The sequence below is a fragment of the Microbacterium sp. zg-Y818 genome, from assembly GCF_030246905.1.
In the GTDB taxonomy this organism is placed as follows: domain Bacteria; phylum Actinomycetota; class Actinomycetes; order Actinomycetales; family Microbacteriaceae; genus Microbacterium.
In genome coordinates this window covers 812,436-836,699 of record NZ_CP126741.1, presented here as the reverse complement: position 1 = coordinate 836,699, position 24,264 = coordinate 812,436, and the positions used below count along the sequence as shown (strand labels likewise).

Here is a 24,264-nt window from a genome sequence, read left to right as displayed (position 1 = left end):
CAGTCATGTCGACCAACGCATCGAACCAGGCGACGGATGCCGCGAAGGCGGCATCCAACCATCCGCTCACCTCCCACAAGGCCGTCACCGCCTTCCTCGGAGTCGGCCAGCTCGCGATGCTGACCCTCGTGGTGGTCGCGAGTCTGCGCTCGCTGCCCGCCATGGCGGTGTACGGCCTCGGCAGCATCACGCTCTACATCATCCCGGCCATCTTCTTCCTCATCCCCACGGCGCTGGTCGCCGCAGAACTGGCGACGGGATGGAAAGGCGGCGTCTACGTCTGGGTGCGGGAGGCTATGGGGAACCGGTGGGGCTTCACCGCGGTCTGGCTGCAGTGGATCCAGAACGTGGTGTGGTATCCGACGCAGATCGCGTTCATCGCGGCCGCTCTGGCATTCGTGTTCCTCGATCCCTCACTGTCGAACTCCGGGCTGTACACCGCGATCATCATCCTGGCGCTCTACTGGGGGTCCACGCTGATCACCCTGCGCGGCGGCAACCTGTTCGCCAAGCTCGGATCGTGGGGCGGCATCCTCGGCACCCTGCTGCCGGCGGTGCTGCTCATCGTGTTCGGGTTCATCTGGCTGGGCACCGGCGAGAAGAGCGAGACCTCGCTGGATCCCTCGGCCGTCATCCCGCCGTTCACCGGCATCGCCTCGATCGTGCTCATCGTGTCGAACGTGCTCGCCTACGCGGGCATGGAGGTCAACGCGGTCCACGTGAACCAGATGAAGGACCCGGGGCGCGGGTATCCGCGGTCGGTGCTGCTGGCGTCGATCCTCATCCTGCTCGTGTTCATCCTGCCGACGCTTGCGATCTCGATCGCCGTGCCGGAAAAAGACCTCGGGCTCACGAACGGCATCATGCTCGCGTTCCAGGCCTACTTCGACAGATGGGATCTGGGGTGGGCGACGGCAGTGGTGTCGGCGCTCATCGCCGCCGGCGCCCTGGCCTCGGTGATCACCTGGATCGCCGGTCCGTCGAAGGGCCTGCTCGCCGCGGCCGAGACCGGGCTGCTGCCGCCCGCCCTGCAGAAGCGGAACAAGGCGGGCGTGCAGTCCGGCATCCTCATGCTGCAGGGCACCATCGTGACGGTCCTGGCGGCGATCTTCGTGATCGTGCCGAACGTGAGTGCGGCGTTCGTCGCGCTCATCGACATGGCGGCTGCGCTGTACCTGATCATGTACATGCTGATGTTCGCGGCGGCGATCATCCTGCGCCGCAAGGAACCGAACGTGAAGCGCGCCTACCGGGTACCGGCGATGAACCTCGTCGCCGGGGTCGGCTTCCTCGCCTGCCTCACGGCGTTCGTGCTGGCTTTCGTCCCGCCTGACGGGTTCACCGCGTTCCCGGTCGCGGCGTATCCGTGGATCGTGGGCCTCGTCATCGTCGTGCTCGGCGGACCTCCCTTGCTCTTCTACGCGCTGCGCAAGCCCGCATGGGACCGGCGGAGCCCGGCGGAGAAGGCCCTGCACGGCACGCATGACGAGGATGAGGCTGCGGCTGCGGGCGCGACCGCGTCTCCGGCCGCCGGCTCCGCGCCCCCGCCCTCGACAGGCGCGGCGCCCCGGTCGGACGGAGCCCCGCCTCCATCCACCTGAGCTCGGCAGTGATCTGCGGTCGTGGCGCATCGGTGCTGCGACCGCAGATCTGCGTGCAGGGTGGAGGTGTCGGCCATGCCGGATGAGAGGATGGGAACGCCATGCCCACCGATGCCCCCACCAATCTCCCGCCCGTCCTGCGCCCCGAGCACCCGCCGGTGCGCGCGCTCGACGAACTCGCCCGCCGCTTCGGCATCGACGTCCGCGGCGACGTCGCCGGAGTAAGCCTGTCGGGCATCACACTCGCCACCGCCGACCTCCGACCCGGCGAGGCGTTCGTGGCCATCCGCGGCGCGGCCCGCCACGGTGCGGAGTTCGCCCGCGCAGCTGCCGAGAAGGGCGCCGTCGCGATCGTCACCGACGCGGCCGGGGCCGATATCGCCGCCGACGCCGGGCTGCCGATCGTCGTCGTCGACGACCCGCGTGCGATGCTCGGCGACCTGTCGGCCTGGGTGTACGGCACCGGCTCCGGCGACGACCTGCCCCTGCTGTTCGCCACGACCGGCACCAACGGCAAGACGAGCGTGTCGCACCTGCTGGAGGGGATCCTCGAGCAGGTGGGCGCCGTGACCGGCCTGTCGTCGACGGCGGAACGTCACATCGCCGGTCAGGTGATCGTGTCGCGGCTGACGACCCCCGAGGCATCCGAGTTCCACGCGCTCCTCGCCCTCATGCGCGAGCGCGGCGTCGAGGCCGTCGCCGTCGAGGTGTCGGCGCAGGCGCTGTCGCGTCACCGCGTGGACGGCATCATGTTCGACGTCGCGGCGTTCACGAACCTCAGCCACGACCACCTCGATGACTACGCCGACATGCGCGAGTACTTCGAGGCGAAGCTGCCGCTCTTCCGCGCCGACCGCGCGCGCCGGGCGGTCGTCTCCCTCGATTCGGCGGCCGGCGCCGAGGTCGTCGCACGATGCGAGGTGCCCTGCACCACCGTCGGCACCCCCGACATCGCCGCCGACCCCGCGGTCGCGGCGGGCGCGGACTGGATCGTCGAGATCGTCGACGAGCGCCAGGAGGGCACCGAGTTCCGCCTCACCGGCCCCGGGGGTCGCTCGCTGCAGACCACGGTCCCCGTCATCGGTCGACACATGGCCGCCAACGCAGCCCTCGCGATCGTGATGATGCTCGAGGGGGGCTACGCGTGGGACACCATCGCCGCCGCGCTCGAGCGCGATGGCGGCATCCGCGCCCATCTCCCCGGCCGCACCCAGCGGGTCTCCGGGGAACGCGGACCCGCCGTCTACGTCGACTTCGGTCACTCCCCCGACGCGTTCGAGAAGACGCTCGCCGCCGTGCGGCGCGTCACCCCCGGCAAGGTGCTCATGCTCTTCGGCGCCGACGGCGACCGGGATGCCACCAAGCGCCATGACATGGGACGCACCGCCGTGCTCGGCAGCGACATCCTCGTCATCACCGACCACCACCCGCGCTTCGAGGACCCCGACTCGATCCGGGCGACCCTCATCGAGGGCGCGCGCCTGGCTCGGCCCGACGCCGAGATCCACGAGTACTCGCCGCCCGAGCGCGCCATCGTCGAGGCCGTGAAGCTCGTCGGCGAGGGGGATGCCATTCTGTGGGCCGGCCCCGGCCACCAGGACTACCGCGACATCCGCGGACAGCGCACACCCTACTCGGCGCGCGAACTCGCCCGCCGCGCCCTCCGCGACGCGGGGTGGCCGGTGCCCGAGCCCAGCTGGCCCGTCCCGTATTCCGACTGACCCCGTTCGCGAGCCCTCCGCGCCCCTCGGCGCGAGCTGCAACGGCCGCGCATCGTCACTCTTTGTGGTCACGCCACATCTGACGGACGTTCGGCGCGGGGTTTCTTGTGCGTCGCGTGCATGCTCGGTTCCGTGTGGTCAGACCACGGAGTAGTCTGGGGATACGCCTCCAGGGTCCCGACGAGACCCGTATGGCGATCATTCGCAGAGGATTGAGGAAACGATGACCACGGTCACTCCCCCCACGCAGCTTTCCGGCGCAGACGCCATGCCCGAGGCCTGGGAAGGATTCACTCCCGGCCCCTGGCAGGACGGCATCGACGTCCGCGGGTTCATCCAGGCGAACTACACCCCCTACACCGGTGACGCCGCGTTCCTCACGGGCGCGACCGAGCGCACCGAGCGGGTGTGGCAGACCCTCATGGGGATGTTCCCCGAAGAGCGCGAGCGCGGCGTCTACGACGTCGACAACCACACGCCCGCCAGCATCACCGCCCACGCCCCCGGCTACATCGCCGAGGATGACGAGCTGATCGTCGGCCTGCAGACCGACGCGCCCCTCAAGCGCGCGATCATGCCGTACGGCGGATGGCGCATGGTCAAGGGTGCACTGGAGACCTACGGCTACGAGATCGACCCCGTGCTGGAGAAGATCTTCACCAGCTACCGCAAGACGCACAACGACGGCGTGTTCGACGTCTACCCGCCGGCCGTCCGCCGCGCACGCAGCAGCCACATCATCACCGGGCTGCCCGACGCCTACGGCCGCGGCCGCATCATCGGCGACTATCGCCGCGTGGCGCTGTACGGCACCGACGCGCTCATCGCAGGCAAGAAGACCGAGCGCGCAGAGCTCGACATGCACTTCTCCTCCGAGGAGATCATCCGCCAGCGTGAAGAGAACGCCGAGCAGATCCGCGCCCTGCAGGAGCTCGCCGAGATGGCCGCCTCCTACGGCTACGACATCACCCGCCCGGCCGCCACGGCGCGCGAGGCGCTCCAGTGGCTGTACTTCGCGTACCTCGGCGCGGTGAAGGAGCAGAACGGCGCCGCGATGAGCTTCGGGCGCAACACCGCCTTCCTCGACATCTACATCGAGCGGGACCTCGCCCGCGGCATCCTCACCGAGCAGGACGTGCAGGAGCTCGTCGACGACCTCGTCATCAAGCTGCGCATCGTGCGGTTCCTGCGCACCCCCGAGTACGACGCGCTGTTCTCCGGCGACCCCACGTGGGTGACCGAGTCCATCGGCGGCATCGGCGAGGACGGGCGCACACTCGTCACCAAGACCGCGTTCCGCTTCCTGCAGACCCTCTACAACCTAGGCCCCGCCCCCGAGCCGAACCTGACGGTGCTGTGGAGCGACGACCTGCCCGAGGGCTTCAAGGAGTTCTGCGCGAAGGTCTCCATCGACACCTCGTCGATCCAGTACGAGTCCGACGCCCACATCCGCGCCCTCTGCGGCGACGACGCAGCCATCGCCTGCTGCGTGTCGCCCATGGCCGTCGGCAAGCAGATGCAGTTCTTCGGTGCTCGGGTCAACCTCGCCAAGACGCTGCTGTACGCCATCAACGGCGGACGCGACGAGGTCAGCGGCAAGCAGATCACGCCCCTGCTGCCTGCGGTGACCGGTGACGTGCTGGAGTACGACGACGTGCGCGAGAAGTTCCGCACGACGATGGAGTGGCTCGCCGAGACCTACGTCGACGCGCTCAACTGCATCCACTACATGCACGACAAGTACGCCTACGAGCGGCTCGAGATGGCGCTGCACGACCTCGAGGTCATGCGCACCATGGCCTGCGGCATCGCCGGCCTGTCGGTGGCCGCAGACTCGCTGTCGGCGATCAAGTACGCCACCGTCCGCCCCGTGCGCGACGAGACCGGCCTGGTCGTGGACTACGAGGTCGAGGGCGACTACCCCACCTTCGGCAACGACGACGACCGCGTCGACGACATCGCCCGTGACCTCGTGAGCGAGTTCATGGAGATGCTGCGCCGCCACCCCACCTACCGCAACGCGGTGCACACCCAGTCGGTGCTGACGATCACCTCGAACGTCGTCTACGGCAAGAAGACGGGCAACACCCCCGACGGACGCCGCGCCGGTCAGCCCTTCGCCCCTGGTGCCAACCCGATGAACGGACGCGACACCCACGGCATGCTGGCGGCGGCCCTCTCGGTCGCGAAACTCCCCTTCGAGCAGGCGCAGGACGGCATCTCGCTCACCACCACGGTGGTCCCGGCCGGCCTCGGCCGGACCGAAGAGGAGCGGGTGCACAACCTCGTGGGCCTCCTCGACGCCCAGATGGTCTCGGGCGGCTACCACCTCAACGTCAACGTGCTCACGCGCGAGACGCTGGAGGATGCCATGGAGCACCCGGAGAACTATCCGCAGCTGACCATCCGTGTCTCCGGATACGCGGTCAACTTCGTGCGACTGACGCGCGAGCAGCAGCTCGACGTCATCAGCCGCACGTTCCACACGGGAATCTGACTCCCGTGTCTGCCATCCTGGTGCCGGCGCCCGATGCCGCACGCCCTGACTCCGACGGACGTCACGCCCACCTCGAAGCTGTTCGGGCGGGTCGCGTCGCGAGCGTGCACTCCTGGGAGCTCGTCACTTCCGTGGACGGTCCCGGCACCAGGATGACCCTCTTCCTCGCCGGATGCCCGCTGCGCTGCCAGTACTGCCACAACCCCGACACGTGGCAGCAGCGCGACGGCATCCCCACCGAGGTCGACGATGTGCTGGCGCGCTTGCGCCGGTACCTGCCGGTGTTCAAGGCCACCGGCGGCGGGCTCACCATCTCGGGTGGCGAGCCCCTGCAGCAGCCGGCGTTCGTGACGCGACTGGCCCGCGAGGCGAAGGAGCTCGGCATCCATGTCGCCCTCGACACCTCGGGCAACCTCGGACGCAACGCCTCCGACGCCCTGCTGGACGACCTCGGCATGGTGCTGCTGGACGTGAAGTCGGGCCTGCCGGACACGTACCGCGAGGTGACCGGCCGCGAGCTGCAGCCCACCATCGACTTCGGCGACCGCCTGGCGGCCAAGGGCGTGCCGGTGTGGATCCGGTTCGTCCTCGTTCCGGGTCTGACCGACGCCCCCGAGAACGTGGAGGCCGTGGCTGACATCGTCGAGCGCTGGCCGAACGTCGCGCGCGTCGAGGTGCTGCCGTTCCACCAGATGGGCACGTCGAAGTGGGAGCGCCTGGGCATCGACTACGCCCTGGCCGACGTGCAGCCGCCCGAGGCGGACCACGCCGAGAGCGTGCGCGATCGCTTCCGCGCGCGGGGTCTTCAGACCTTCTGACCCCCGGCGATCAGGGCGTCGGCGGTGCGCCGCGCCCATTCCTCTGCCTCGGCGAGACTCTCGCGCGAGAGAGCTGACGGCGCCTCATGCCGGTCGACGACGGCGCGCACCGTGTCGACGATGTCCGTGAAGCCGAGCCGACCCTCGTGGAACGCGTCGACGGCCTGCTCGTTCGCGGCGTTGAACACGGCGGGATACGTTCCGCCGATACGGCCGACCTGCTTGGCGAGCGCCACGGCGGGGAAGGCGCGCTCATCCAGCGGCTCGAACGTCCACGAGGTCGCTGTGGTCCAATCCAGCGGGCGTCCGACGCCCGACACCCGGTGCGGCCAGTCCAGGCCCAGCGAGATCGGCAGGCGCATGTCCGGCGGTGACGCCTGGGCGATCGTCGAGCCGTCGACGAACTCCACCATCGAGTGCACGATCGACTGCGGGTGCACCACGACATCGATGTCGGCGTAGTCGACGCCGAACAGCAGGTGGGCCTCGATGACCTCGAGGCCCTTGTTGACGAGCGTCGCGGAGTTCGTGGTGACCACTCGCCCCATGTCCCACGTGGGGTGCGCGAGGGCCTCGGCGGGGGTGACGGATGCCAGCTCGTCGCGGGTACGGCCGCGGAACGGCCCGCCCGAGGCGGTGAGCACGAGCCGGCGCACCTCGCCGGGCTCCCCCGAGCGCAGCGCCTGGGCGATGGCGGAGTGCTCCGAGTCCACCGGCACGATCTGGCCGGGGGCGGCGAGCGCGGTGACGAGGTCGCCGCCGACGATGAGCGACTCCTTGTTGGCCAGGGCCAGGGTGCGCCCGGCTTCGAGCGCGGCGATGGTCGGGCCGAGCCCCACCGAGCCCGTGATGCCGTTGAGTACCACGTCGGCTTCGACGTCGCGCACCAGCTGCTCGGCCTCGACCGCCCCCAGCGCCGTGTGCTCGACGCGGAACTCCTCCGCCTGGCCTGCCAGCGCGTCGCGCTGCGAACCGGCCGACAGGCCCACGACCTCGAACCGGCCCGGATGGGCGCGGATGACGTCGAGGGCCTGACTGCCGATGGAACCGGTGGAGCCGAGGATCAGAACGCGTCGCACGCGCCTCAGCCTACGATCACTGGGTCGCCGCGGGCTCGATGTCGAGGATGTCGATGACGAAGACCAGGGTCTGACCGACGAGGTCCTGCTCGTTGATCTCGCCCTCGCCGTACGCGACGGCCGGCGGAAGCACCGCGATGACCTGTGAGCCGACCTTCTGGCCGACCAGCGCGTCGCCGAAGCCCTTCACGACCGCGGTCGTGGGGAAGGCGGTGGGGCCCCTGCCCCAGCTCTGGTCGAACACCTCGCCGGTGTTCCACGACACGCCCTGGTACTGCAGCTGGACGTTGTCGCCCTCGGCCACGGTGTCACCGTCACCCTCCTTGAGCACGGCGAGCTGATACTCGGTCGGCGCGTCGCCCTCGGGAAGCGTCACCGTGGGCGCGCCGGTCTCATCGAGTTCGACCGTGGGCATGCCCTCGACCGGCTCCTGCTCCTCGCCCCACGCGGCGCTGGGGACGATCTCGAGCAGGTCCATGACGTACACCTGGGCTGCGGTGCCGGTGGCATCGTCTGCGGGAAGGGCGACCGCCACGCGCGTGCCGACCGTGGCGCAGCCGAGGAACTGCCCGATCCCCGTCTGTGCGCCGATCTGCTGGGCGGCCATCTCCCCCTCGACATAGCCGATCGCACCGATCTCGGTGGCGGTCTCGGCATCCAGTCCTACGAAGGCGACGTTGACGTAGTCGCCCTCCGTGACCCGGTCGCCGTCACCCTCGACGAGCACCGACGTCTCGATCTGCTCGATCTCCAGCGGGGCGGAGAAGCTGACGGTGGGCGGCTCGCCAACGGGCCCCTCGGCCTCGACGGCGTCGGACGCGGCACCGGCGTCGAGCCGCGCGTCGCACAGCGCGGACGAATCCGCGCCCTCAGTCTCGGCGGGATCCGCCGACCCCGTGCATCCCGAAAGGAGGACCACCGAAACGGCGGCGACGGACAGAGCGGCTAGGGGGCGGAAGCGCACGGGGATCCTCACGGAGAGAGAAAGGGGGACCAGGCCATCCTCCCTCACTCTCCTTTGTCGTGGCTGGGAGCCTCCCGCGCCGCATGCCCGAGCGCGCATGCGAACGGGAGTACCCTCGACGGGTGACTGCCCAGCCCCCTGCATCCCCCAAGCAGACGAGCGAGACCTCTCTGGTCCCCGGAGTCGGGCTCACCTACGTCGTCGGACGCTGGATCATCGCCCCGCTGGCGCGCCTGTTCTACTGGCCGCGCATCGAGGGGCGAAAGAACGTACCGCGCAAGGGTCCGGTGATCCTCGCGAGCAACCACTTGTCGTTCATCGACTCGTTCGTGATCCCCATGGCGTCGCCGCGCGCCGTCCGCTTCCTCGCCAAGGCGAGCTACTTCGAGGGCAAGGGACTCAAGGGGTGGTTCGCCCGCGAGTTCTTCTATGCGGTCGGCGCCTTCCCCGTGCAGCGCGGGGCGGGCCAGGCGGCGCTCGATGCCCTCGACCAGCAGAAGCGCATGCTCGAGGCGGGGTGGGCGACCGCCCTGTACCCCGAAGGCACGCGGTCCCTGGACGGGCGGCTGTACAAGGGGCGCACCGGCGTGGCGTTCCTGGCGCTGCAGACCGGGGCGCCGGTCGTTCCCGTCGGCCTCGTCGGCACGAACGACGCGATGCCGGTCGGCGCGAAGTTCCCGCGGTTGCGCCCCCGCGTGACCGTGCGCTTCGGGGAGCCGATCGATCTGTCCCACCACGGGCCGGCATCCTCGGGCCGTGCCCGGCGCCTGGCGACGGACGAGATCATGTCGGCCATCCACGCCCTGTCGGGCCAGGAACTCGCGAACGCGTACAACGAGACGCCCGCGCAGAACCCGGTCGAGCGCATCAAGCAGGTTCTGCCGCACGAGCGTCGCTGACCGCTCGTCGAATGCTCACTCGGCGGTGACGACGGGGTCGTGGCGCACGGGGAAGTTCACCGAGTTCGCGATGAAGCACCACTCGTGGGCCTGCGCGTGGGCGGCGAGCGCGGCCTCGACCATCGACGGGTCCGCCACGGTGACCTGCGGGCGCAGCACGACCTCGCGGAACGCTCCCCCGCCACGACCGTCCAGCACGAGCACGCCCCGCGCCTCGTCCCGGTAGGAGGTGACCACGACCCCGGCTCGCACGCACGCGTGCAGATACGACAGCAGGTGGCACTCCGACAGCGCCGCCACCAGCAGGTCTTCGGGGTTCCACTTCGCCGGGTCGCCGCGGAACGGCCGGTCGGCCGAGGCGGCCAGCGCCGGCTTGCCGTCGATCTCGATCGCGACGGAGCGGTCGTAATCGCGGTACCCACTGGTGCCCGTGCCGCGGTCGCCTGTCCACTCCGTGCGCACGACGTAACTGTGCTCGCCCAACATTCGGCCAGTCTGCCACGCGGGTCCCCGCCGCCCCGCCGGTAGGCTTGCTGCGTGCCGCAGACGTTCTCCGCCCAGGATGCCGTGGAGCTCGCTGTCGTCGAACGCAGTGGCTTCATCGAGTCCCGTCACACCGGGAGCGCCGTCGTGCTCTCCCCCGACGGCTCGGTGCGCACCGCGCTGGGTGACATCGATTCCCCCGTGCTTCCCCGCTCCACCCTCAAGCCGCTGCAGGCACTGGGCTGCCTGACCGCCGGCGCCGACCTCGACGGCGAGTGCCTGGGCCTGGCCACCGCCAGCCACTCCGGCACCGACCGTCACGTCGACGTGGTGCGCAGCATCCTGCACCTGGCGGGCAAGAGCGAGGACGACCTCGGCTGCCCGCCGGCGTGGCCAGGCGACACGGCGACGCGCGACGAGATCGTCCGCGAACTCGGCGCCCCCTCCCGCATCCGCATGAACTGCTCGGGCAAGCACGCCGCCATGCTGCTCGCGTGCACGGTCAACGGCTGGGATGCCGCCACGTATCTCGACCTCAACCACCCCCTGCAGATGCACATCCGCGAGGTGGCCGAGCGTCTGACCGGCACCAAGCTCTCGATCTCCGCCGTCGACGGCTGCGGCGCACCGGTCTACGGCATGAGCCTCACGGCGCTCGCCCGCGGCATCCAGCGCATCGCCACGTCGTCCGAGCGCTCCCCGTTCGCGCTTCACCGCCACGCGGCGGCGCTCGTGCGCGCGGTCAAGGACAACCCGTGGACGATCGACGGCCCCGGGCGCCCCGACACCGTGGTCATCGAGAAGCTCGGCGTGTTCGCCAAGACCGGCGCGGAGGGCGTGCTCGTCATGACCGCTCCCGACGGCACCACGGTGGCGCTGAAGACGCTCGACGGCAACGGCCGGGCGGCCACCGTCGTCGCCCTCACGCTGCTCGTCCGGGCAGGCGCCCTGCCGGCGGCGCAGGTCGCCCAGGTGCTGGGATCTCTTCCGCTGACCATCCAGGGCGGCGGCAAAGACGTCGGAGCGATCCGCCCGACCGTGTGACGGCGTCCCCACGACGGGCGCGGAAAAGGAGCGATCGATGAGGATCTGCGTACCGACCGAAGTGAAGAACAACGAATACCGCGTCGCCCTGACCCCTGCCGGGGTGCACGACCTCACCTCCTCCGGGCACGAGGTGTTCGTGCAGCGCGGTGCCGGCGAGGGATCGTCGATGACCGACGCGGAGTACGCATCCGCCGGCGCGACGCTGCTGGACGACCCCGCCGAGGTGTGGGCGCGCGCCGAGCTGCTGCTGAAGGTGAAAGAGCCGGTGCCGAGCGAGTACGTCTACTTCCGCGACGACCTCGTGGTGTTCACCTATCTGCACCTGGCCGCCGACCGCTCGCTCACGGAGCGGCTGATCGCCGACCGGATCACGGCGATCGCGTACGAGACGGTGCAGCTGCCCGGCGGCGGACTGCCGCTGCTCGCACCCATGAGCGAGGTGGCCGGCCGCCTCGCGCCGATGGTCGGGTCGTCCACGCTCATGCGCTCGGCCGGCGGGCTGGGTCTTCTCATGTCCGGCGTGCCGGGGACACGGCCCGCGCGGGTGACGATCATCGGCGGCGGGGTGGCCGGGGCGAACGCGGCGCTCCTCGCGGCGGGGATGGGTGCGGACGTCACCATCTTCGACACGAACGTGCAGCGGCTGCGGTTCCTCGACGATCACTTCCAGGGACGGGTCAAGACCGCTGCGTCGAATCCGCTCGACCTGGATGCCGCAGTCGTGGCATCCGACATGGTGATCGGCTCCGTGCTCATTCCGGGCGCCAAGGCCCCCAAGCTCGTGACGAATGCGATGGTTGCGCGGATGCGACCGGGCTCGGTACTCGTGGACATCGCCGTCGATCAGGGCGGATGCTTCGAGGACAGCCACCCGACGACGCACGCCGACCCCACGTTCACGGTGCACGGCAGCGTCTTCTACTGCGTCGCGAACATGCCCGGCGCCGTCCCGAACACCTCGACGTCGGCCCTCACCAACGCCACGCTCCCCTACATCCGTCGCATCGTCGCGCACGGCTGGCGCGAGGCGCTGCGCACCGACCCTGCGCTGGCAGCGGGCCTGAACACCCACGCCGGCGCGGTCGTGAACGCGGGCGTCGCGACGGCACACGGGATGCCGCTGGGCTCGCTCGCCGACGCGGTGGCGTAGCCCCCTCGGTCGTTGAGCGAGGGGGCGCCGCGACCGGGGGCTCACTGCAGCCGCACCCGCCGGGCCGCGCTCTCGGCGTCCCATACCCACGCCCTCGCGCGCCCGGGCGATGCGTACGGCGGCAGCACCCGCGATGACGTCACGGCCCGCACCTCGCCCGCGCAGGCGGCGTCGACCACGAGCGCACCGGTCGCCCGCACCTCCTGCAGTGCGCGCCACTCGCGCAACCACGTCTCGGGCTCACCCCACAGCACCAGGGGCACCCCACCCGCCGCGGTCGGCGCGTGCTCCCCCAGCGCGACGACGTCGATTCCGTCGGCGGACCAGCCTGCGCGCACCGCACGCGCAGCGGACGACGACGAAGGGGCGACGAAGCCGGTCAGTCCCTGCGGCCGGTACAGCGGGACGTCGGCATCCCTCGGTCGCAGCGCCGCGTCGACGAGCGCGAACTGGACCGCGACGTCGTCGAGCGTGCCGCGTCCTGGGGGCAGGTCCCGGCGATGCGCGGCCGCCTCGCCGCCGGCGGCGGCATGGTCCGCCCGGGTGGGCAGCGCCAGGATCGCCCGGTGCGGCAGCAGCGCCGCCACCCGGGCGGCGACGCCGGTGAGCCGCTGCGTCGTGACGACCAGGCGGATGCCACGTCGGGCCCCGTCGCGGGCGAGTGCTTCCACCTGCTCCGTCAGGTGAGCCTGGTGATCCGGACCGAACGAGACCGGCAGCGCGTCGAGGTCATCCAGCAGCACCAGCGTGCGCGGCGGCAGATCATCGAAGCAGGCCACGGCATCCCACGCCCCCTCGGGGTCGCGGGGCACCACCAGCGTGTGGGCGGGGTCGTGCTGCGCCGCAGCCAGACGCAGCAGGCCGGTCTTGCCCGACCCGGGGCCTCCGATGACGAACAGTCCCCGGTCCTCGGGCGCGAGCACCACCGGCCGCTGCCGTTGCCGGTGCGGTTCGTCCGCAAGGCCCAGCACGATCGCACCGGGGCGTCCCTTCACCGCCAGCGACTCGAGCGGCACCTGCTCCGGCAGTTCCGGCAGCCACGGTCGCCGGGGCGGCGGCCCCGCCTCGGCTGCGGCCAGCGCCGCGAGTGTCGCATCGCTGCATACGGCCACCTGCGCGCTGCGGGCCACCCGGTCGGCCGCGCGACGCACCAGGGCGAGGCCCCGCGCCCCGGGGTCCCCCGGCAGCGTCGCCGCGTCGTCTGTGCCGATCACCAGGCGCGAATCCCCGGCGTCGGTCACCCGCAGGCTGATCCGCAGCGGACAGTTCGCCAGCAGCGCGTCGCGGAACACCCCGCCGGCGCGCTGCCCGGCGAGGATCAGGTGCATGCCCAGCGCCCGCCCGCGCGCGGCGATGTCGGCGAACAGCTCGTGCAGCTCGGGCTGGGTGCCCACGAGCGCCGCATATTCGTCGATGACGATGACCAGCCTCGGCAGGCGGTCGCCGGCTTCGCCGATGTCTCGGGCATCGACGGCGGCAAGCGCCCGTTCGCGGTGACGCAGCTCCGCACGCAGGCTCTGGATCGCGCGGTGGGCGGCCGCCTCGTCGAGGTCGGTCAGCACCCCCGTGACGTGCGGCAGCCCGGCCAGGCGGTCAAAGGCCCGCCCTCCCTTGAAGTCCGCGAGGAGGAAGGCCACCTGTGCGGTGGTGTGGGTTGCGCACAGCGCCACGATCCAGGTCGTCAGCAGCTCGCTCTTGCCGGCGCCGGTGACCCCCGTGACGACCGCGTGCGGACCGTCGACGACGAGGTCGACGACCACCTCCTCCCCGCCGTCGCGCCCGATGACCGCCGGCAGCGTGCCGGGCGCCGCGCGCGGTGCCGATGGCAGCAGGCCCGCGAGGTCGCCCGCGTGCGCGGTCAATCCGCCGGCGACGTCGCCCGCGCGGGCGGCGAGCGCGGCGGCGATCGCCGCCGCCTGCTCGCGGCCGAGGGCCTCGACGGCCACCTCGCGCGTGATGCCCGCGTGGTCCAGACGGGCGGTGGCCAGGCCGGTGAGCGTCAGCACCGCAGCGCAGCGCGGCGGCGGCGGCGAGCCGGGCCCCACCACCGCGATGGGCGCGTCCACGCCCCGCTCGACCCGGTCACCGCGCGGGCAGAGCTGCACCGCGGTGCCGGTGACCGCCCGCCGGTGCGGCATGTCGGCCGTCCAGCCGCCGTCCACCGCCGGCGGTCCGACCAGTCTCACGTCACCGGGCGCTGAGCTCAGGCACAGCTGCGCGACGAGGCCTCGCGCGACGGCGGCGGCCACCACCGGCGGACCGATCACCGCCACGCCGTCGGCGGCAGGGACCGTGAGCGGCGCATCGGCCAGCCGGGCGGCCTGCTCCCGCAGCGCGGCGTCATCGCCCGTGGCATCGCCGCCGGTCACCTGCACCCCGCTGAACGCCTCTCCCACCCCGATGCGCAGATGGCCGGCACGGCCCGGCACGACCCGCCAGATCTCGTCGGGCCGCACGGCGAAGCCGGCGACGTCGGGATGCCGGCGGTGCAGGCGATCGCGCTCGACCGCGTGGCGTCGCGTGACCTCCTCGAGCGCGCGCGCGTGGGCACCGCGGTGCTGCCGCCGTGCCCGACGACGATCCCTGCGGGCCGCGCGAAACCCGTCGAGGGCCGCACCGCCGGCCAGCAGGGGTCCGAGCGCGGCGAACCACAGGGACATGATCGACCCCGTCACCTGCCACAGCACCACCGATGCCGCCATCGGCAGCAGGGCCGACGCGAACGGCAGGGCGGGGCGCGGCGTCGGTTCGACCGACGTGGGCAGCACCAGCGGCTCGGCTCGGAGGTCAGCCGGCCAGGGCGCACCGGCGGCAGGGGGGATCACGCGTCCAGCACACCGCATCACCCGCCCGCGGCGCGGGCACCAGCCCTCTGAAGGGAGAGGTCCGGGCTCAGTCGGCGTTTGTGGAGGAGCCGGCGTCGGCTGCCGATGCGGCATCCGACGTGTTCGCAGACGCCACGTCTGGGCGCTGCACCGGCGTGGTCTGCTGCGAGACCTGAGGGCGCTCGGCGGTGTCGTCGTCGATGCCGGCGACGCCACTGAGATGCGCATTCAGCACGATGATCGAGACGTTGTCCCGCCCGCCGTTCTCGAGCGCCGCCCGCAGCATGGCGTCGACGGCTTCGGCCGGGTCGGCGTGCTCGAGCAGGAAGTGCAGGATGCCGTAGTCGGTCAGTTCCTTCGTGAGCCCGTCGCTGCAGATGACGAACCGGTCGCCGTCGATGACGTCGAGCCGCACGTAGTCGGGGGTGACGCTCTCGGTCGGGCCTACCGCACGCGTGATCACGTTGCCGTATGGGTGGTTCTCGGCCTCTTCGGGGCTGAGGCGTCCCGAGGCGATGAGCTCCTGCACCACGGAGTGGTCGGTGGTGATCTGCATCAGGCTGTCGTCGCGCATGAGGTACACGCGCGAGTCGCCGATGTTGAGCGTCACCCAGGTCGGCTCGTCGCCCGCGGCGTCGAGATACACGCCCGTCACGGTCGTGCCGGTGCCGTCATCGGTCGTGTCCACGTGTCGGCCGATGTCGTCCACGGCGCGTGCGAGGGCCTTCTCGATGCTCTTGGGGGTGACGTCGTCCTTGCCGGCGACGGCCTTCAGCCGCTCGATCGTGCTGGCGCTGGCGATCTCGCCGCCGATGTGGCCGCCCATGCCGTCGGCGACGATGAAGAGCGGGTACAGGGCCAACACGGCGTCCTGGTTGACCTCGCGTCTGCGTCCCACATCGGTGGCCGCAGCCCACGACAGGGACAGCTCGCCCTCGGGCAGCGCGACGACGCGTGTCTGGGTGGTGGCCTCGGGCACGCTCTCGCCCTTCCCTGTCGACATGGAGCGCTCCGCTGCGGAACGCGTTTTCACATCCTAGTGGACGGTTGCGGCATCGCTTTCGGTCGTGTCTGGATCGGCGGGAGCCTGGAACTGGGCGTTGTACAGCCGCCAGTACGCCCCCTTCTCCTGCAGCAGGTCGTCGTGCGTGCCCTGCTCGACGATGGAACCGTGCTCCATGACCAGGATCAGGTCGGCGTCACGGATGGTCGAGAGCCGGTGGGCGATGACGAACGAGGTGCGGTCCTGGCGCAGCCTCGACATGGCCCGCTGGATCAGCAGCTCGGTGCGGGTGTCCACCGACGAGGTCGCCTCGTCGAGGATCAGCAGCCGGGGGTCGGAGAGGAACGCCCGGGCGATCGTCACCAGCTGGCGCTCCCCCACGCTGAGGTTGGATGCCTCGTCGTCGAGCACGGTGTCGTACCCGTCGGGCAGTGCGTGCACGAAGCGGTCGACGTACGCCGCGGAGGCGGCATCCACCATCTCCTGCTCTGTGGCATCCGGACGCCCGTAGAGGATGTTCTCGCGGATCGTGCCGGAGAACAGCCACGTGTCCTGCAACACCATGCCGGTGCGCGAGCGCAGGTCGGCGCGGGTCATCTGCCTGATGTCGAGCCCGTCCAGGGTGATGCGCCCGGAGTCGATGTCGTAGAACCGCATGATGAGGTTCACGAGCGTCGTCTTGCCCGCCCCGGTGGGCCCGACGATGGCGACCGTACTGCCGGGTCGTGCAGTGAGGTCGAGTCCGTCGATGAGCGGCTTGTCCGGCGTGTATCGGAACGAGACGTCTTCGAAGTCCAGGTCGCTCGCGTCTTCGCCGACGGTGCGGGCGGGGTCGGGGTCGGGCGTCTCCTCCTCTTCATCGAGAAGCTCGAACACGCGCTCGGCGCTGGCGACTCCGGACTGCAGCAGGTTCGCCATCGAGCCCAGCTGGCTCAGCGGCTGGGTGAACTGCCGCGAGTACTGGATGAACGCCTGCACGTCGCCGATCGACAGGCGTCCGCCCGCGACCTGCAGACCGCCGACGACGGCGATGCCGACGTAGACGAGGTTCCCGATGAACATCATCGCCGGCATGATGATGCCCGAGAGGAACTGGGCGCCGAACGTCGCCCGGTACACCTCGTCGTTCTCGCGGCGGAAGTCCTCCTCGACCTCGCGCTGGTGTCCGAAGACCTTCACGATCGCGTGACCCGAGAAGGTCTCCTCGACGCGCGCGTTGAGCACTCCGGTCGTCTTCCACTGCGCGACGAAGAGCTTCTGCGACCGCCGGGCGATGAGCAGCGTCACGACCACGGTGAGCGGGATCGTCACCAGCGCGATGAGGGCGAGCATCGGCGAGATCACGAACATCATGATGAGCACGCCGATGACCGTCAGCAGCGACACGACCACCTGCGACAGGGTCTGCTGCAAGGTCTGCCCGATGTTGTCGACGTCGTTGGTGACCCGGCTCAGCAGCTCGCCGCGCTGCACCCGATCGAAGTACGACAGCGGCAGGCGGTGCACCTTCTCCTCCACCTGCATCCGCAGCCGGTGCATCGAGCGCTGCACGACGCCGTTGAGGATGCGGGCCTGCAGCCAGCCGAAGATGCCGGCGAGCAGATAGATCGCGAGCACCGCCATGAGGATCCACCGCAGCCGCTCGAAGTCGATGCCGGCGCCGGGGACGAAGTCCATCGCCGAGAGCATGTCGGCCTGCTCCTGCTCGCCCTGGGCGCGCAGGCCCTCGACCACCTCGGCCTTCGTGACGCCCGAGGGCGCCTGCAACGAGATGAACCCCGCGAACACGACGTTCGTCCCCTCGCCGAGGATCTTCGGACCGGTCACCGTCAGTCCGACGCTGAGCACGCCGAGCACCAGCACGGTGATCAACTGCGGCATGTCCACGCGCAGCATGGATGCCAGACGCTTCGCGCTCGGCCCGAAGTTCTGTGCCTTCTGCACGGGAGCGCCTACGGGGCCGTGTCCGCGCGGGCCCGGACCGCTCATGCCGTCGCCTCCGCAGCCAGCTGGGAATCGACGATCTCGCGATACGTCTGACAGGTCCTGCGCAGGTCGTCGTGGCGCCCGATGCCGACGATGCGGCCGTGCTCGAGCACGATGATCTGGTCCGCTCCCTGAATGGTCGACACCCGCTGGGCGACGACGAGCCGGGTCGTCCCCGGCAGCCGAGTGTCCAGCGCGCGCCGGAGGGCCGCGTCGGTCTGCAGGTCCAGCGCCGAGAACGAGTCGTCGAAGATCTGGATGCCTGGGTTCTTCACCAGCGCCCGCGCGATCGCCAGACGCTGCCGCTGACCGCCCGACACGTTCGTGCCACCCTGCGCGATCGGCGCCTCGAGCTGCCCGGGCATCGCCTCGACGAAGTCACGGGCCTGCGCAGTGTCCAGCGCCTCCCAGAGCTCCAGGTCGCTGGCCTCGCCGTTGCCGTAGCGCAGGTTCGACGCGACCGTGCCCGAGAAGAGGAACGCCCGCTGCGGCACCAGGCCGATGCGCCGCCACAGGTCGTCCGGATCGATGTCGCGCACGTCCACCCCGTCGACCCGCACCGTACCTGCGGTCACGTCGAAAAGCCGCGGCACGAGTCCCACGAGGGTGGTCTTGCCCGACCCCGTGGAGCCGATCACGGCGGTCGTGGTTCCCGGCGGCACGGTGAAGGTCAGATCGTGCAGCACCGGCTCCTGCGCACCCGGATAGGCGAAGCCGACGTGGTCGAACTCGATCCGCCCCTCGGGCACGGGAGGCACAACCGGCGCCGCGGGCGCAGCCACCGACGGCCCGGTGTCGAGCACCTCTCCGATGCGCGTGGCGCAGACCGCCGCCCGCGGGATCATCACGAACATGAACGTCGCCATCATGACGCCCATCAGGATCTGCATCATGTAGTTGAGGAAGGCGAAGAGCGTGCCGATCTCGACGCCGGAATTCTGCACCTCGCCCGCGCCGAACCAGATGACCGCGACGCTGGAGAGGTTCATCACGAGCATGACGGCGGGGAACATCAGCGCCATGAGGTTTCCGGCCCGCAGCGCCGTCGCCATGACGTCTTCACTGGCGCCGGAGAAGCGGGCGCGCTCCTCGCGCTCGCGCACGAAGGCGCGGATGACGCGGATGCCGGTGAGCTGCTCGCGCAGGATCTGGTTCACGCGGTCGATGCGTCGCTGCATCAGCGTGAACGCGGGCACCATCCGCACGACGATCAGACCCACGATGATGAGAAGCGCCGGCACCGAGACGGCCATGAGCCACGACAGCCCGGCATCCTGACGGATGGCCATGATGATGCCGCCGATGGCGAGCATGGGGGCCGAGACCATGAGGGTCGCCGACACCTGCACCAGCATCTGCACCTGCTGCACGTCGTTGGTGTTGCGGGTGATGAGCGAGGGCGCGCCGAACTGGCCGACCTCGCGCTGCGAGAACGCGACCACGCGGTGGAAGAGGTCGGCGCGCAGATCGCGGCCGACGGAGGTCGCGAGGCGCGAGCCGAACCAGACGGCGATGATGGCGCAGACGATCTGCACGGCGCTGACGATCAGCATGACCCCGCCGAGGGACCAGATGACCTCGATGTCGCCGGTCACGACGCCCTCATCGATGATGTCGGCGTTCAGCGTGGGCAGCAGCAGCGATGCCACCGACTGGGCGAGCTGGAACACGATGACCGCGACGACGAGCGGCCACATGGGTCGCGTGTACTGGGCCAGAAGCTTGCCGAGCACGGTCCCCCCTTCAGCGCCGGGCATGGCGCACCGATTGAGACGCTACGCCTGCACCCCGCGACGAGCCAGTCGCGCGCGTGCGCTGTGGGCGAACCGCCCTCAGACGCGCGCGGCCGGGTCGGCCGGCAGCGGGAACATCGCGTCGATGGCCTCGAGGTCTTCGGAAAGCGGCACCCATGCTGAAGCCGCAGCGTTGGCACGCACCTGCTCGGGGGTGGTCGCCCCGGCGATGACGCTCGACAGGCCGGGGCGCGAGAGCAGCCAGCCGTAGGTCGCTTCGAGCATGCTGATGCCGCGCTCGTCGCAGAAGGCGCGGTAGGCCTCGAGCGCATCCCACGGCGCGTCGTCGTAGACGTGCCGGCGCTGGCGCATGATGCGGCTGTCGGCTGGGGCCTCGTCGCGGCGGAACTTACCCGTGAGCAGCCCGTTGTGGAGGGGAAAGTACGGCAGGAAACCCAGCCCGAAGCGCTCCACGGCGGGGAGCACTTCGCGCTCGGCCGCCCGGGCGAGCAGGCTGTAGTGGTTCTGGGCGGACACGAACGGCACGTCGTTCCGCGCGCGGGCGACGAGATCGGCCTCGGCGATCTGCCATCCGCTGAGGTTGGAGTGGCCGATGTAGCGCACCTTGCCCTCGCGGACGAGGTCGCCCAGGGCATCGAGGGTCTCCTCGATCGGCGTGCCGGGGTCCGGGGTGTGCAGCTGGTACAGGTCGATCCAGTCGGTGCGCAGGCGCTTCAGCGACCCTTCGACCGCCCGCCGGATGTACGCCCGCGATCCCTTCGCCTCCGTGGGAAGTCCCGGCATGGCGGCGCCGGAGTGCCCGAACTTGGTCGCGAGCACCACCTGGTCGCGGCGCGCGCCCAGTGCCTGCCCCATCAGCGTCTCGGACAGGCCCGGCTCCTTGCCGTACATGTCCGCGGTGTCGAAGAACGTGATCCCCGCGTCGATGGCGGCATCGAGCACCGCACGCGTGCCCTCGAGGGTCTCCGTCACAGTGCCGGCGCGACCGAAGTTGTTGCAGCCGAGGCCTGCGGCCGAGACGACCAGTCCCGATGCGCCGACGCGGCGCAGCGCCGGGCCGGTCACGGCTGCCGGGGCGGCTCGGGTGCCGCGGGCGGCTCGGTGTCAGGCGGGGCCGTCGGCGGCTGCGGAGGCTCATAGGGCGGCGGCTGGGTGGCCGCGGGCGGCTGATAGCCCGCGGGCGCAGCAGGCGGCTGATAGCCGGCGGGCGGCACGGGCTGCTGGTAGCCGGCGGGCGGGTACGAGGCGGGCGGGTAGGCGCCCGTGGCGGGCGGCGGCGGGTAGGCGGCGTAGCCGGCAGCGGGGTACTGCCCCACGGCCGGGGCCTGCACCGGGATGCCCGACCACCGTGTGGTGTCACGCAGGAACGAATTCGCCCAGGGCGCCGGCGGAACGGCGAGGCTCCACCGTGAGCGGTCGAACGCGAGGATGCCGAGCCACACGATCGACAGGAAGATGTAGAGCACGACCCAGACGGGCTCCTTCTGCAGCTTCAGTCCCACGCGGTACGCGCCGAGGATCGTGTAGACACCGGCGGCGAAGAAGAAGAGCGACCCGACGCCCACAGGGGCGAGGAGGATCCCGGCACCCCAGGCGATGAGCAGCCACCAGGGGTTCAGATCACCGAGCTTGACGAAGACCATCGTGTTGTAGATCGGAACCCACGCGCGCCAGCGGCCCTGCACGCCCGCTTTGTCGAAGATCTTCATCATGAACAGCGACGTCAGCACGTACCCGCCGGCCGCGAGGAGCAGGCCGATGCCGATCCCGAGCAGGGCGAGCACCGCGACGGCGGCGCTGTCGGTGTCGTAAGGACTCATGGTGTCGGCCTCCGAAGTCAGACGATGATGGTGCGCACGACGTCGACGGGGCGCACACCGTGATCACATGCTAGCGAACAGCTCGATCTCACCGGGGGTGCCGAGGCGCGTCTGAAGGCCGACGCTCTCCGCCCAGTCGCGCAGCGTCGCCAAGGACCTGATGACGGGGCGGTCGGCGGCGAGCAGGCGCACGAGCTCGCCCTTCGCACGCTTGTTGAAGTGGTTGAGCGCCCGCACCGTGCCGTCGGGTCCCGCGGAGACCACCCGCACGTAGACGCTGTCGACGGTGGCCGGCACCGGGCCCAGCGCGACGTAGGCCTCGGAGCGCAGATCAAGCACGAAGGCGGGGTCCGCGGCGGCGATCGCCGCCGCGACCGGCTCTGCCCAGAACCGCCGCAGCGCCGGGAGGCCGGGCAGGCGCGCACCGGCGGCGAGCCGGTACGCCGGAATCAGGTCGAGGGCCGACACCGGCCCGAACGGTGCCGAGTGGATCATCGCCTGGGCGCCGAGCCAGCCGCGGGCGGACTCATCGAGCGATGCCGCACCGAGCGCGTCGAACAGCACCCCGGTGTAGCGGTCCACCGCCGGCATCGTGGCAGCCGTTCGCAGCGCAGCGTTCACCGCCACCTCGCCGCGCTGACGGTCGCTGAGCTTCAGCGCTTTCATCGCGGCCTGCTCGTCGCCGGACAGCGCGACCAGCGCATCGATCACGGCGGCCCGCTGCGGCGCGAGCTGCGGCAAGGCGAGCCCGGTGGCATCCAGGGGCTCGCCCTCGCCACCTGAGCGCTTCGTCTCGGAGGGCGGCAGCAAGATCAGCATCGTGCCTGCCCTGCCACCCCGGAACGCACGAATGCACCGAAGAGCAGGCTCATCCGGTGCATTCGTGCGTTGTCAGCGGTCAGGAGACCAGCGCGGCGTGTCCCGCCACGATGGACAGTTCGTCCCCCGCCATCGACAGGAAACCTTCGCGCGCGTCGGCGACGACCTTGCGGCCGTCCTCGGTGGTGATGCGCACCTGACCTTCGGCGAGGATCGCGAGCACGGGCTCGTGACCGCTCATGAAGCCGATCTCACCCTCGACGGTCTTGGCCACGACGAGGCTCGCCTCACCGGACCAGACCTCCGACTCCGCGGAGACGAGGCTGACGGAGATCGCCATGTCAGCCGTTCTCCTTCTGGATCTTCGCCCACTTCTCTTCGACGTCGGCGATGCCGCCGACGTTGAAGAAGGCCTGCTCGGCCACGTGGTCGAAGTCACCCTTGACGATGGCGTCGAACGACTCGATGGTCTCCTTGATCGGGACCGTGGAGCCCTCGACGCCGGTGAACTTCTTGGCCATGTAGGTGTTCTGCGAGAGGAACTGCTGGATGCGACGTGCACGCGACACGACGACCTTGTCCTCTTCGGAGAGCTCGTCGACACCGAGGATCGCGATGATCTCCTGCAGTTCCTTGTTCTTCTGGAGGATCTGCTTGACGGCGGTGGCCACACGGTAGTGGTCCTCGCCGATGTAGCGGGGGTCGAGGATGCGGCTGGTCGAGGTCAGCGGGTCGACGGCGGGGTACAGACCCTTCGACGCGATCTCGCGGGACAGCTCGGTGGTGGCATCCAGGTGCGCGAACGTGGTGGCCGGCGCCGGGTCGGTGTAGTCGTCGGCGGGCACGTAGATCGCCTGGAGCGACGTGATCGAGTGACCACGCGTCGAGGTGATGCGCTCCTGGAGCACACCCATCTCGTCGGCGAGGTTGGGCTGGTAACCCACGGCCGAGGGCATGCGGCCCAGCAGCGTCGAGACCTCGGAGCCGGCCTGCGTGAAGCGGAAGATGTTGTCGATGAACAACAGCACGTCCTGCTTCTGCACGTCGCGGAAGTACTCCGCCATCGTCAGCGCCGAGAGGGCGACGCGCAGACGCGTCCCCGGCGGCTCGTCCATCTGGCCGAACACGAGGGCGGTCTTCTCGAAGACGCCCGCCTCCTCCATCTCGTGGATGAGGTCGTTGCCCTCACGGGTGCGCTCGCCGACACCGGCGAACACCGACACGCCACCGTGGTCCTGCGCGACGCGCTGGATCATCTCCTGGATGAGCACGGTCTTGCCGACGCCGGCGCCGCCGAACAGGCCGATCTTGCCGCCCAGCACGTACGGGGTCAGCAGGTCGATGACCTTGATGCCCGTCTCGAACATCTGGGTCTTGGACTCGAGCTGGTCGAAGTTCGGCGCCTGGCGGTGGATGCCCCAGCGCTCGGTGATCTCGATCTTCTCGCCGGGTGCTGCGTTGAGCACGTCACCGGTCACGTTGAAGACCTTGCCCTTGGTGACGTCGCCGACGGGCACAGTGATGGGTCCGCCGGTGTTGCGCACCTCCTGGCCGCGGACGATGCCGTCGGTGGGCTTGAGGGCGATGGCGCGAACCAGGTCGTCGCCGAGGTGCTGAGCGACCTCGAGCGTGATCTCGGTCGACGTGTCGCCGATCGTGATCGTCGTCTTGAGCGCGTTGTAGATCTCGGGGATCGAATCGTGCGGGAACTCGATGTCGACGACGGGGCCGGTGACGCGCGCGACGCGGCCTGTGACCGTGGTCGCCTCGGGTGCGGTGAGAGTCATTGTCTTCTCTT

The 24,264-nt window shown here is 70.4% G+C and carries 19 protein-coding genes; 7 read left to right on the top strand and 12 right to left on the bottom strand.

Annotated elements, in window-relative coordinates; translation table 11 throughout:
* Positions 1–5: 5 nt before the first annotated feature.
* From gadC to pflA, 4 genes are all read left to right on the top strand, one after another.
* The gene (gene gadC, locus QNO21_RS03705) at positions 6–1,601 is read left to right on the top strand and encodes a glutamate/gamma-aminobutyrate antiporter GadC (protein WP_257515402.1); all 1,596 of its coding nucleotides are present in this window, start codon (positions 6–8) and stop codon (positions 1,599–1,601) included.
* A 101-nt stretch (positions 1,602–1,702) separates the two neighbouring features.
* Positions 1,703–3,322: a Mur ligase family protein gene (locus tag QNO21_RS03700; RefSeq protein ID WP_257515403.1), complete on the top strand. Its 1,620-nt coding sequence runs from the start codon at positions 1,703–1,705 to the stop codon at positions 3,320–3,322.
* A 223-nt stretch (positions 3,323–3,545) separates the two neighbouring features.
* Positions 3,546–5,819, top strand: a complete 2,274-nt coding sequence (gene pflB, locus QNO21_RS03695) for a formate C-acetyltransferase (protein WP_257519427.1) — start codon at positions 3,546–3,548, stop codon at positions 5,817–5,819.
* Positions 5,820–5,824: 5 nt separating this feature from the next.
* On the top strand, positions 5,825–6,637 hold the full coding sequence (gene pflA / locus QNO21_RS03690; protein WP_374113710.1) for a pyruvate formate-lyase-activating protein: 813 nt from the start codon (positions 5,825–5,827) through the stop codon (positions 6,635–6,637).
* Here pflA and dxr read toward each other — a convergent pair.
* Together dxr and QNO21_RS03680 are read right to left on the bottom strand one after the other, a co-directional pair.
* Positions 6,625–7,716, bottom strand: coding sequence for a 1-deoxy-D-xylulose-5-phosphate reductoisomerase (gene dxr / locus QNO21_RS03685; RefSeq protein ID WP_257515299.1), 1,092 nt, complete (start codon positions 7,714–7,716; stop codon positions 6,625–6,627). The two genes, pflA and dxr, sit on opposite strands and share 13 nt — an antisense overlap.
* Positions 7,717–7,732: 16 nt before the next feature.
* Entirely contained in the window at positions 7,733–8,680 is a 948-nt protein-coding gene (locus QNO21_RS03680; RefSeq protein ID WP_257515300.1) for an FKBP-type peptidyl-prolyl cis-trans isomerase, read from the bottom strand.
* An 83-nt stretch (positions 8,681–8,763) separates the two neighbouring features.
* Here QNO21_RS03680 and QNO21_RS03675 point away from each other — a divergent pair, with 83 nt between their 5' ends.
* Positions 8,764–9,579 carry a lysophospholipid acyltransferase family protein gene (locus QNO21_RS03675; RefSeq protein ID WP_257515301.1) on the top strand — a complete coding sequence of 272 codons (816 nt, stop codon included), beginning with the start codon at positions 8,764–8,766 and terminating at the stop codon, positions 9,577–9,579.
* 15 nt (positions 9,580–9,594) lie between these two features.
* Here the strand turns inward: QNO21_RS03675 and QNO21_RS03670 are convergent, their stop codons facing one another.
* Positions 9,595–10,065, bottom strand: coding sequence for an OsmC family protein (locus tag QNO21_RS03670; protein WP_257519428.1), 471 nt, complete (start codon positions 10,063–10,065; stop codon positions 9,595–9,597).
* 51 nt (positions 10,066–10,116) lie between these two features.
* Between QNO21_RS03670 and QNO21_RS03665 the strand changes: the two genes are divergently transcribed.
* The gene (locus tag QNO21_RS03665; RefSeq protein WP_257519429.1) at positions 10,117–11,106 is read left to right on the top strand and encodes an asparaginase; all 990 of its coding nucleotides are present in this window, start codon (positions 10,117–10,119) and stop codon (positions 11,104–11,106) included.
* 37 nt (positions 11,107–11,143) lie between these two features.
* Positions 11,144–12,259, top strand: coding sequence for an alanine dehydrogenase (gene ald / locus QNO21_RS03660; protein ID WP_257519431.1), 1,116 nt, complete (start codon positions 11,144–11,146; stop codon positions 12,257–12,259).
* Between the two features lie 41 nt (positions 12,260–12,300).
* Here the strand turns inward: ald and QNO21_RS03655 are convergent, their stop codons facing one another.
* The 9 genes from QNO21_RS03655 to atpD form a co-directional block, all read right to left on the bottom strand.
* A complete protein-coding gene (locus tag QNO21_RS03655; RefSeq protein WP_257519433.1) occupies positions 12,301–15,084 on the bottom strand; it encodes an FtsK/SpoIIIE domain-containing protein in 2,784 nt (927 codons plus the stop codon).
* Between the two features lie 67 nt (positions 15,085–15,151).
* Positions 15,152–16,063: a PP2C family protein-serine/threonine phosphatase gene (locus QNO21_RS03650; RefSeq protein WP_374211416.1), complete on the bottom strand. Its 912-nt coding sequence runs from the start codon at positions 16,061–16,063 to the stop codon at positions 15,152–15,154.
* 57 nt (positions 16,064–16,120) lie between these two features.
* On the bottom strand, positions 16,121–18,076 hold the full coding sequence (locus tag QNO21_RS03645; RefSeq protein WP_257519435.1) for an ABC transporter ATP-binding protein: 1,956 nt from the start codon (positions 18,074–18,076) through the stop codon (positions 16,121–16,123).
* Positions 18,073–19,806: an ABC transporter ATP-binding protein gene (locus QNO21_RS03640; protein WP_257519436.1), complete on the bottom strand. Its 1,734-nt coding sequence runs from the start codon at positions 19,804–19,806 to the stop codon at positions 18,073–18,075. The genes QNO21_RS03645 and QNO21_RS03640 overlap by 4 nt, the downstream gene beginning before the upstream one ends.
* A gap of 99 nt (positions 19,807–19,905) precedes the next feature.
* Positions 19,906–20,892: an aldo/keto reductase gene (locus tag QNO21_RS03635; protein WP_257516627.1), complete on the bottom strand. Its 987-nt coding sequence runs from the start codon at positions 20,890–20,892 to the stop codon at positions 19,906–19,908.
* Positions 20,889–21,647: a DUF5684 domain-containing protein gene (locus tag QNO21_RS03630; protein WP_257516628.1), complete on the bottom strand. Its 759-nt coding sequence runs from the start codon at positions 21,645–21,647 to the stop codon at positions 20,889–20,891. The genes QNO21_RS03635 and QNO21_RS03630 overlap by 4 nt, the downstream gene beginning before the upstream one ends.
* A gap of 63 nt (positions 21,648–21,710) precedes the next feature.
* Positions 21,711–22,466, bottom strand: a complete 756-nt coding sequence (locus QNO21_RS03625) for a YaaA family protein (RefSeq protein WP_257519437.1) — start codon at positions 22,464–22,466, stop codon at positions 21,711–21,713.
* A gap of 79 nt (positions 22,467–22,545) precedes the next feature.
* A complete protein-coding gene (locus tag QNO21_RS03620) occupies positions 22,546–22,806 on the bottom strand; it encodes a F0F1 ATP synthase subunit epsilon (RefSeq protein WP_257517075.1) in 261 nt (86 codons plus the stop codon).
* Between the two features lies 1 nt (position 22,807).
* Entirely contained in the window at positions 22,808–24,253 is a 1,446-nt protein-coding gene (gene atpD / locus QNO21_RS03615; protein ID WP_257517074.1) for a F0F1 ATP synthase subunit beta, read from the bottom strand.
* Between the last annotated feature and the right edge of the window lie 11 nt (positions 24,254–24,264).

Coding starts and splice junctions, on each gene's coding strand:
- QNO21_RS03625 (WP_257519437.1), bottom strand. CDS start 22,466: ATGCTGATCTTGCTGCCGCCCTCCGAGACGAAGCGCTCAGGTGGCGAG.
- QNO21_RS03700 (WP_257515403.1), top strand. CDS start 1,703: ATGCCCACCGATGCCCCCACCAATCTCCCGCCCGTCCTGCGCCCCGAG.
- ald (WP_257519431.1), top strand. CDS start 11,144: ATGAGGATCTGCGTACCGACCGAAGTGAAGAACAACGAATACCGCGTC.
- QNO21_RS03620 (WP_257517075.1), bottom strand. CDS start 22,806: ATGGCGATCTCCGTCAGCCTCGTCTCCGCGGAGTCGGAGGTCTGGTCC.
- QNO21_RS03670 (WP_257519428.1), bottom strand. CDS start 10,065: ATGTTGGGCGAGCACAGTTACGTCGTGCGCACGGAGTGGACAGGCGAC.
- QNO21_RS03645 (WP_257519435.1), bottom strand. CDS start 18,076: ATGAGCGGTCCGGGCCCGCGCGGACACGGCCCCGTAGGCGCTCCCGTG.
- atpD (WP_257517074.1), bottom strand. CDS start 24,253: ATGACTCTCACCGCACCCGAGGCGACCACGGTCACAGGCCGCGTCGCG.
- QNO21_RS03630 (WP_257516628.1), bottom strand. CDS start 21,647: ATGAGTCCTTACGACACCGACAGCGCCGCCGTCGCGGTGCTCGCCCTG.
- gadC (WP_257515402.1), top strand. CDS start 6: ATGTCGACCAACGCATCGAACCAGGCGACGGATGCCGCGAAGGCGGCA.
- QNO21_RS03675 (WP_257515301.1), top strand. CDS start 8,764: ATGCCCGAGCGCGCATGCGAACGGGAGTACCCTCGACGGGTGACTGCC.
- pflB (WP_257519427.1), top strand. CDS start 3,546: ATGACCACGGTCACTCCCCCCACGCAGCTTTCCGGCGCAGACGCCATG.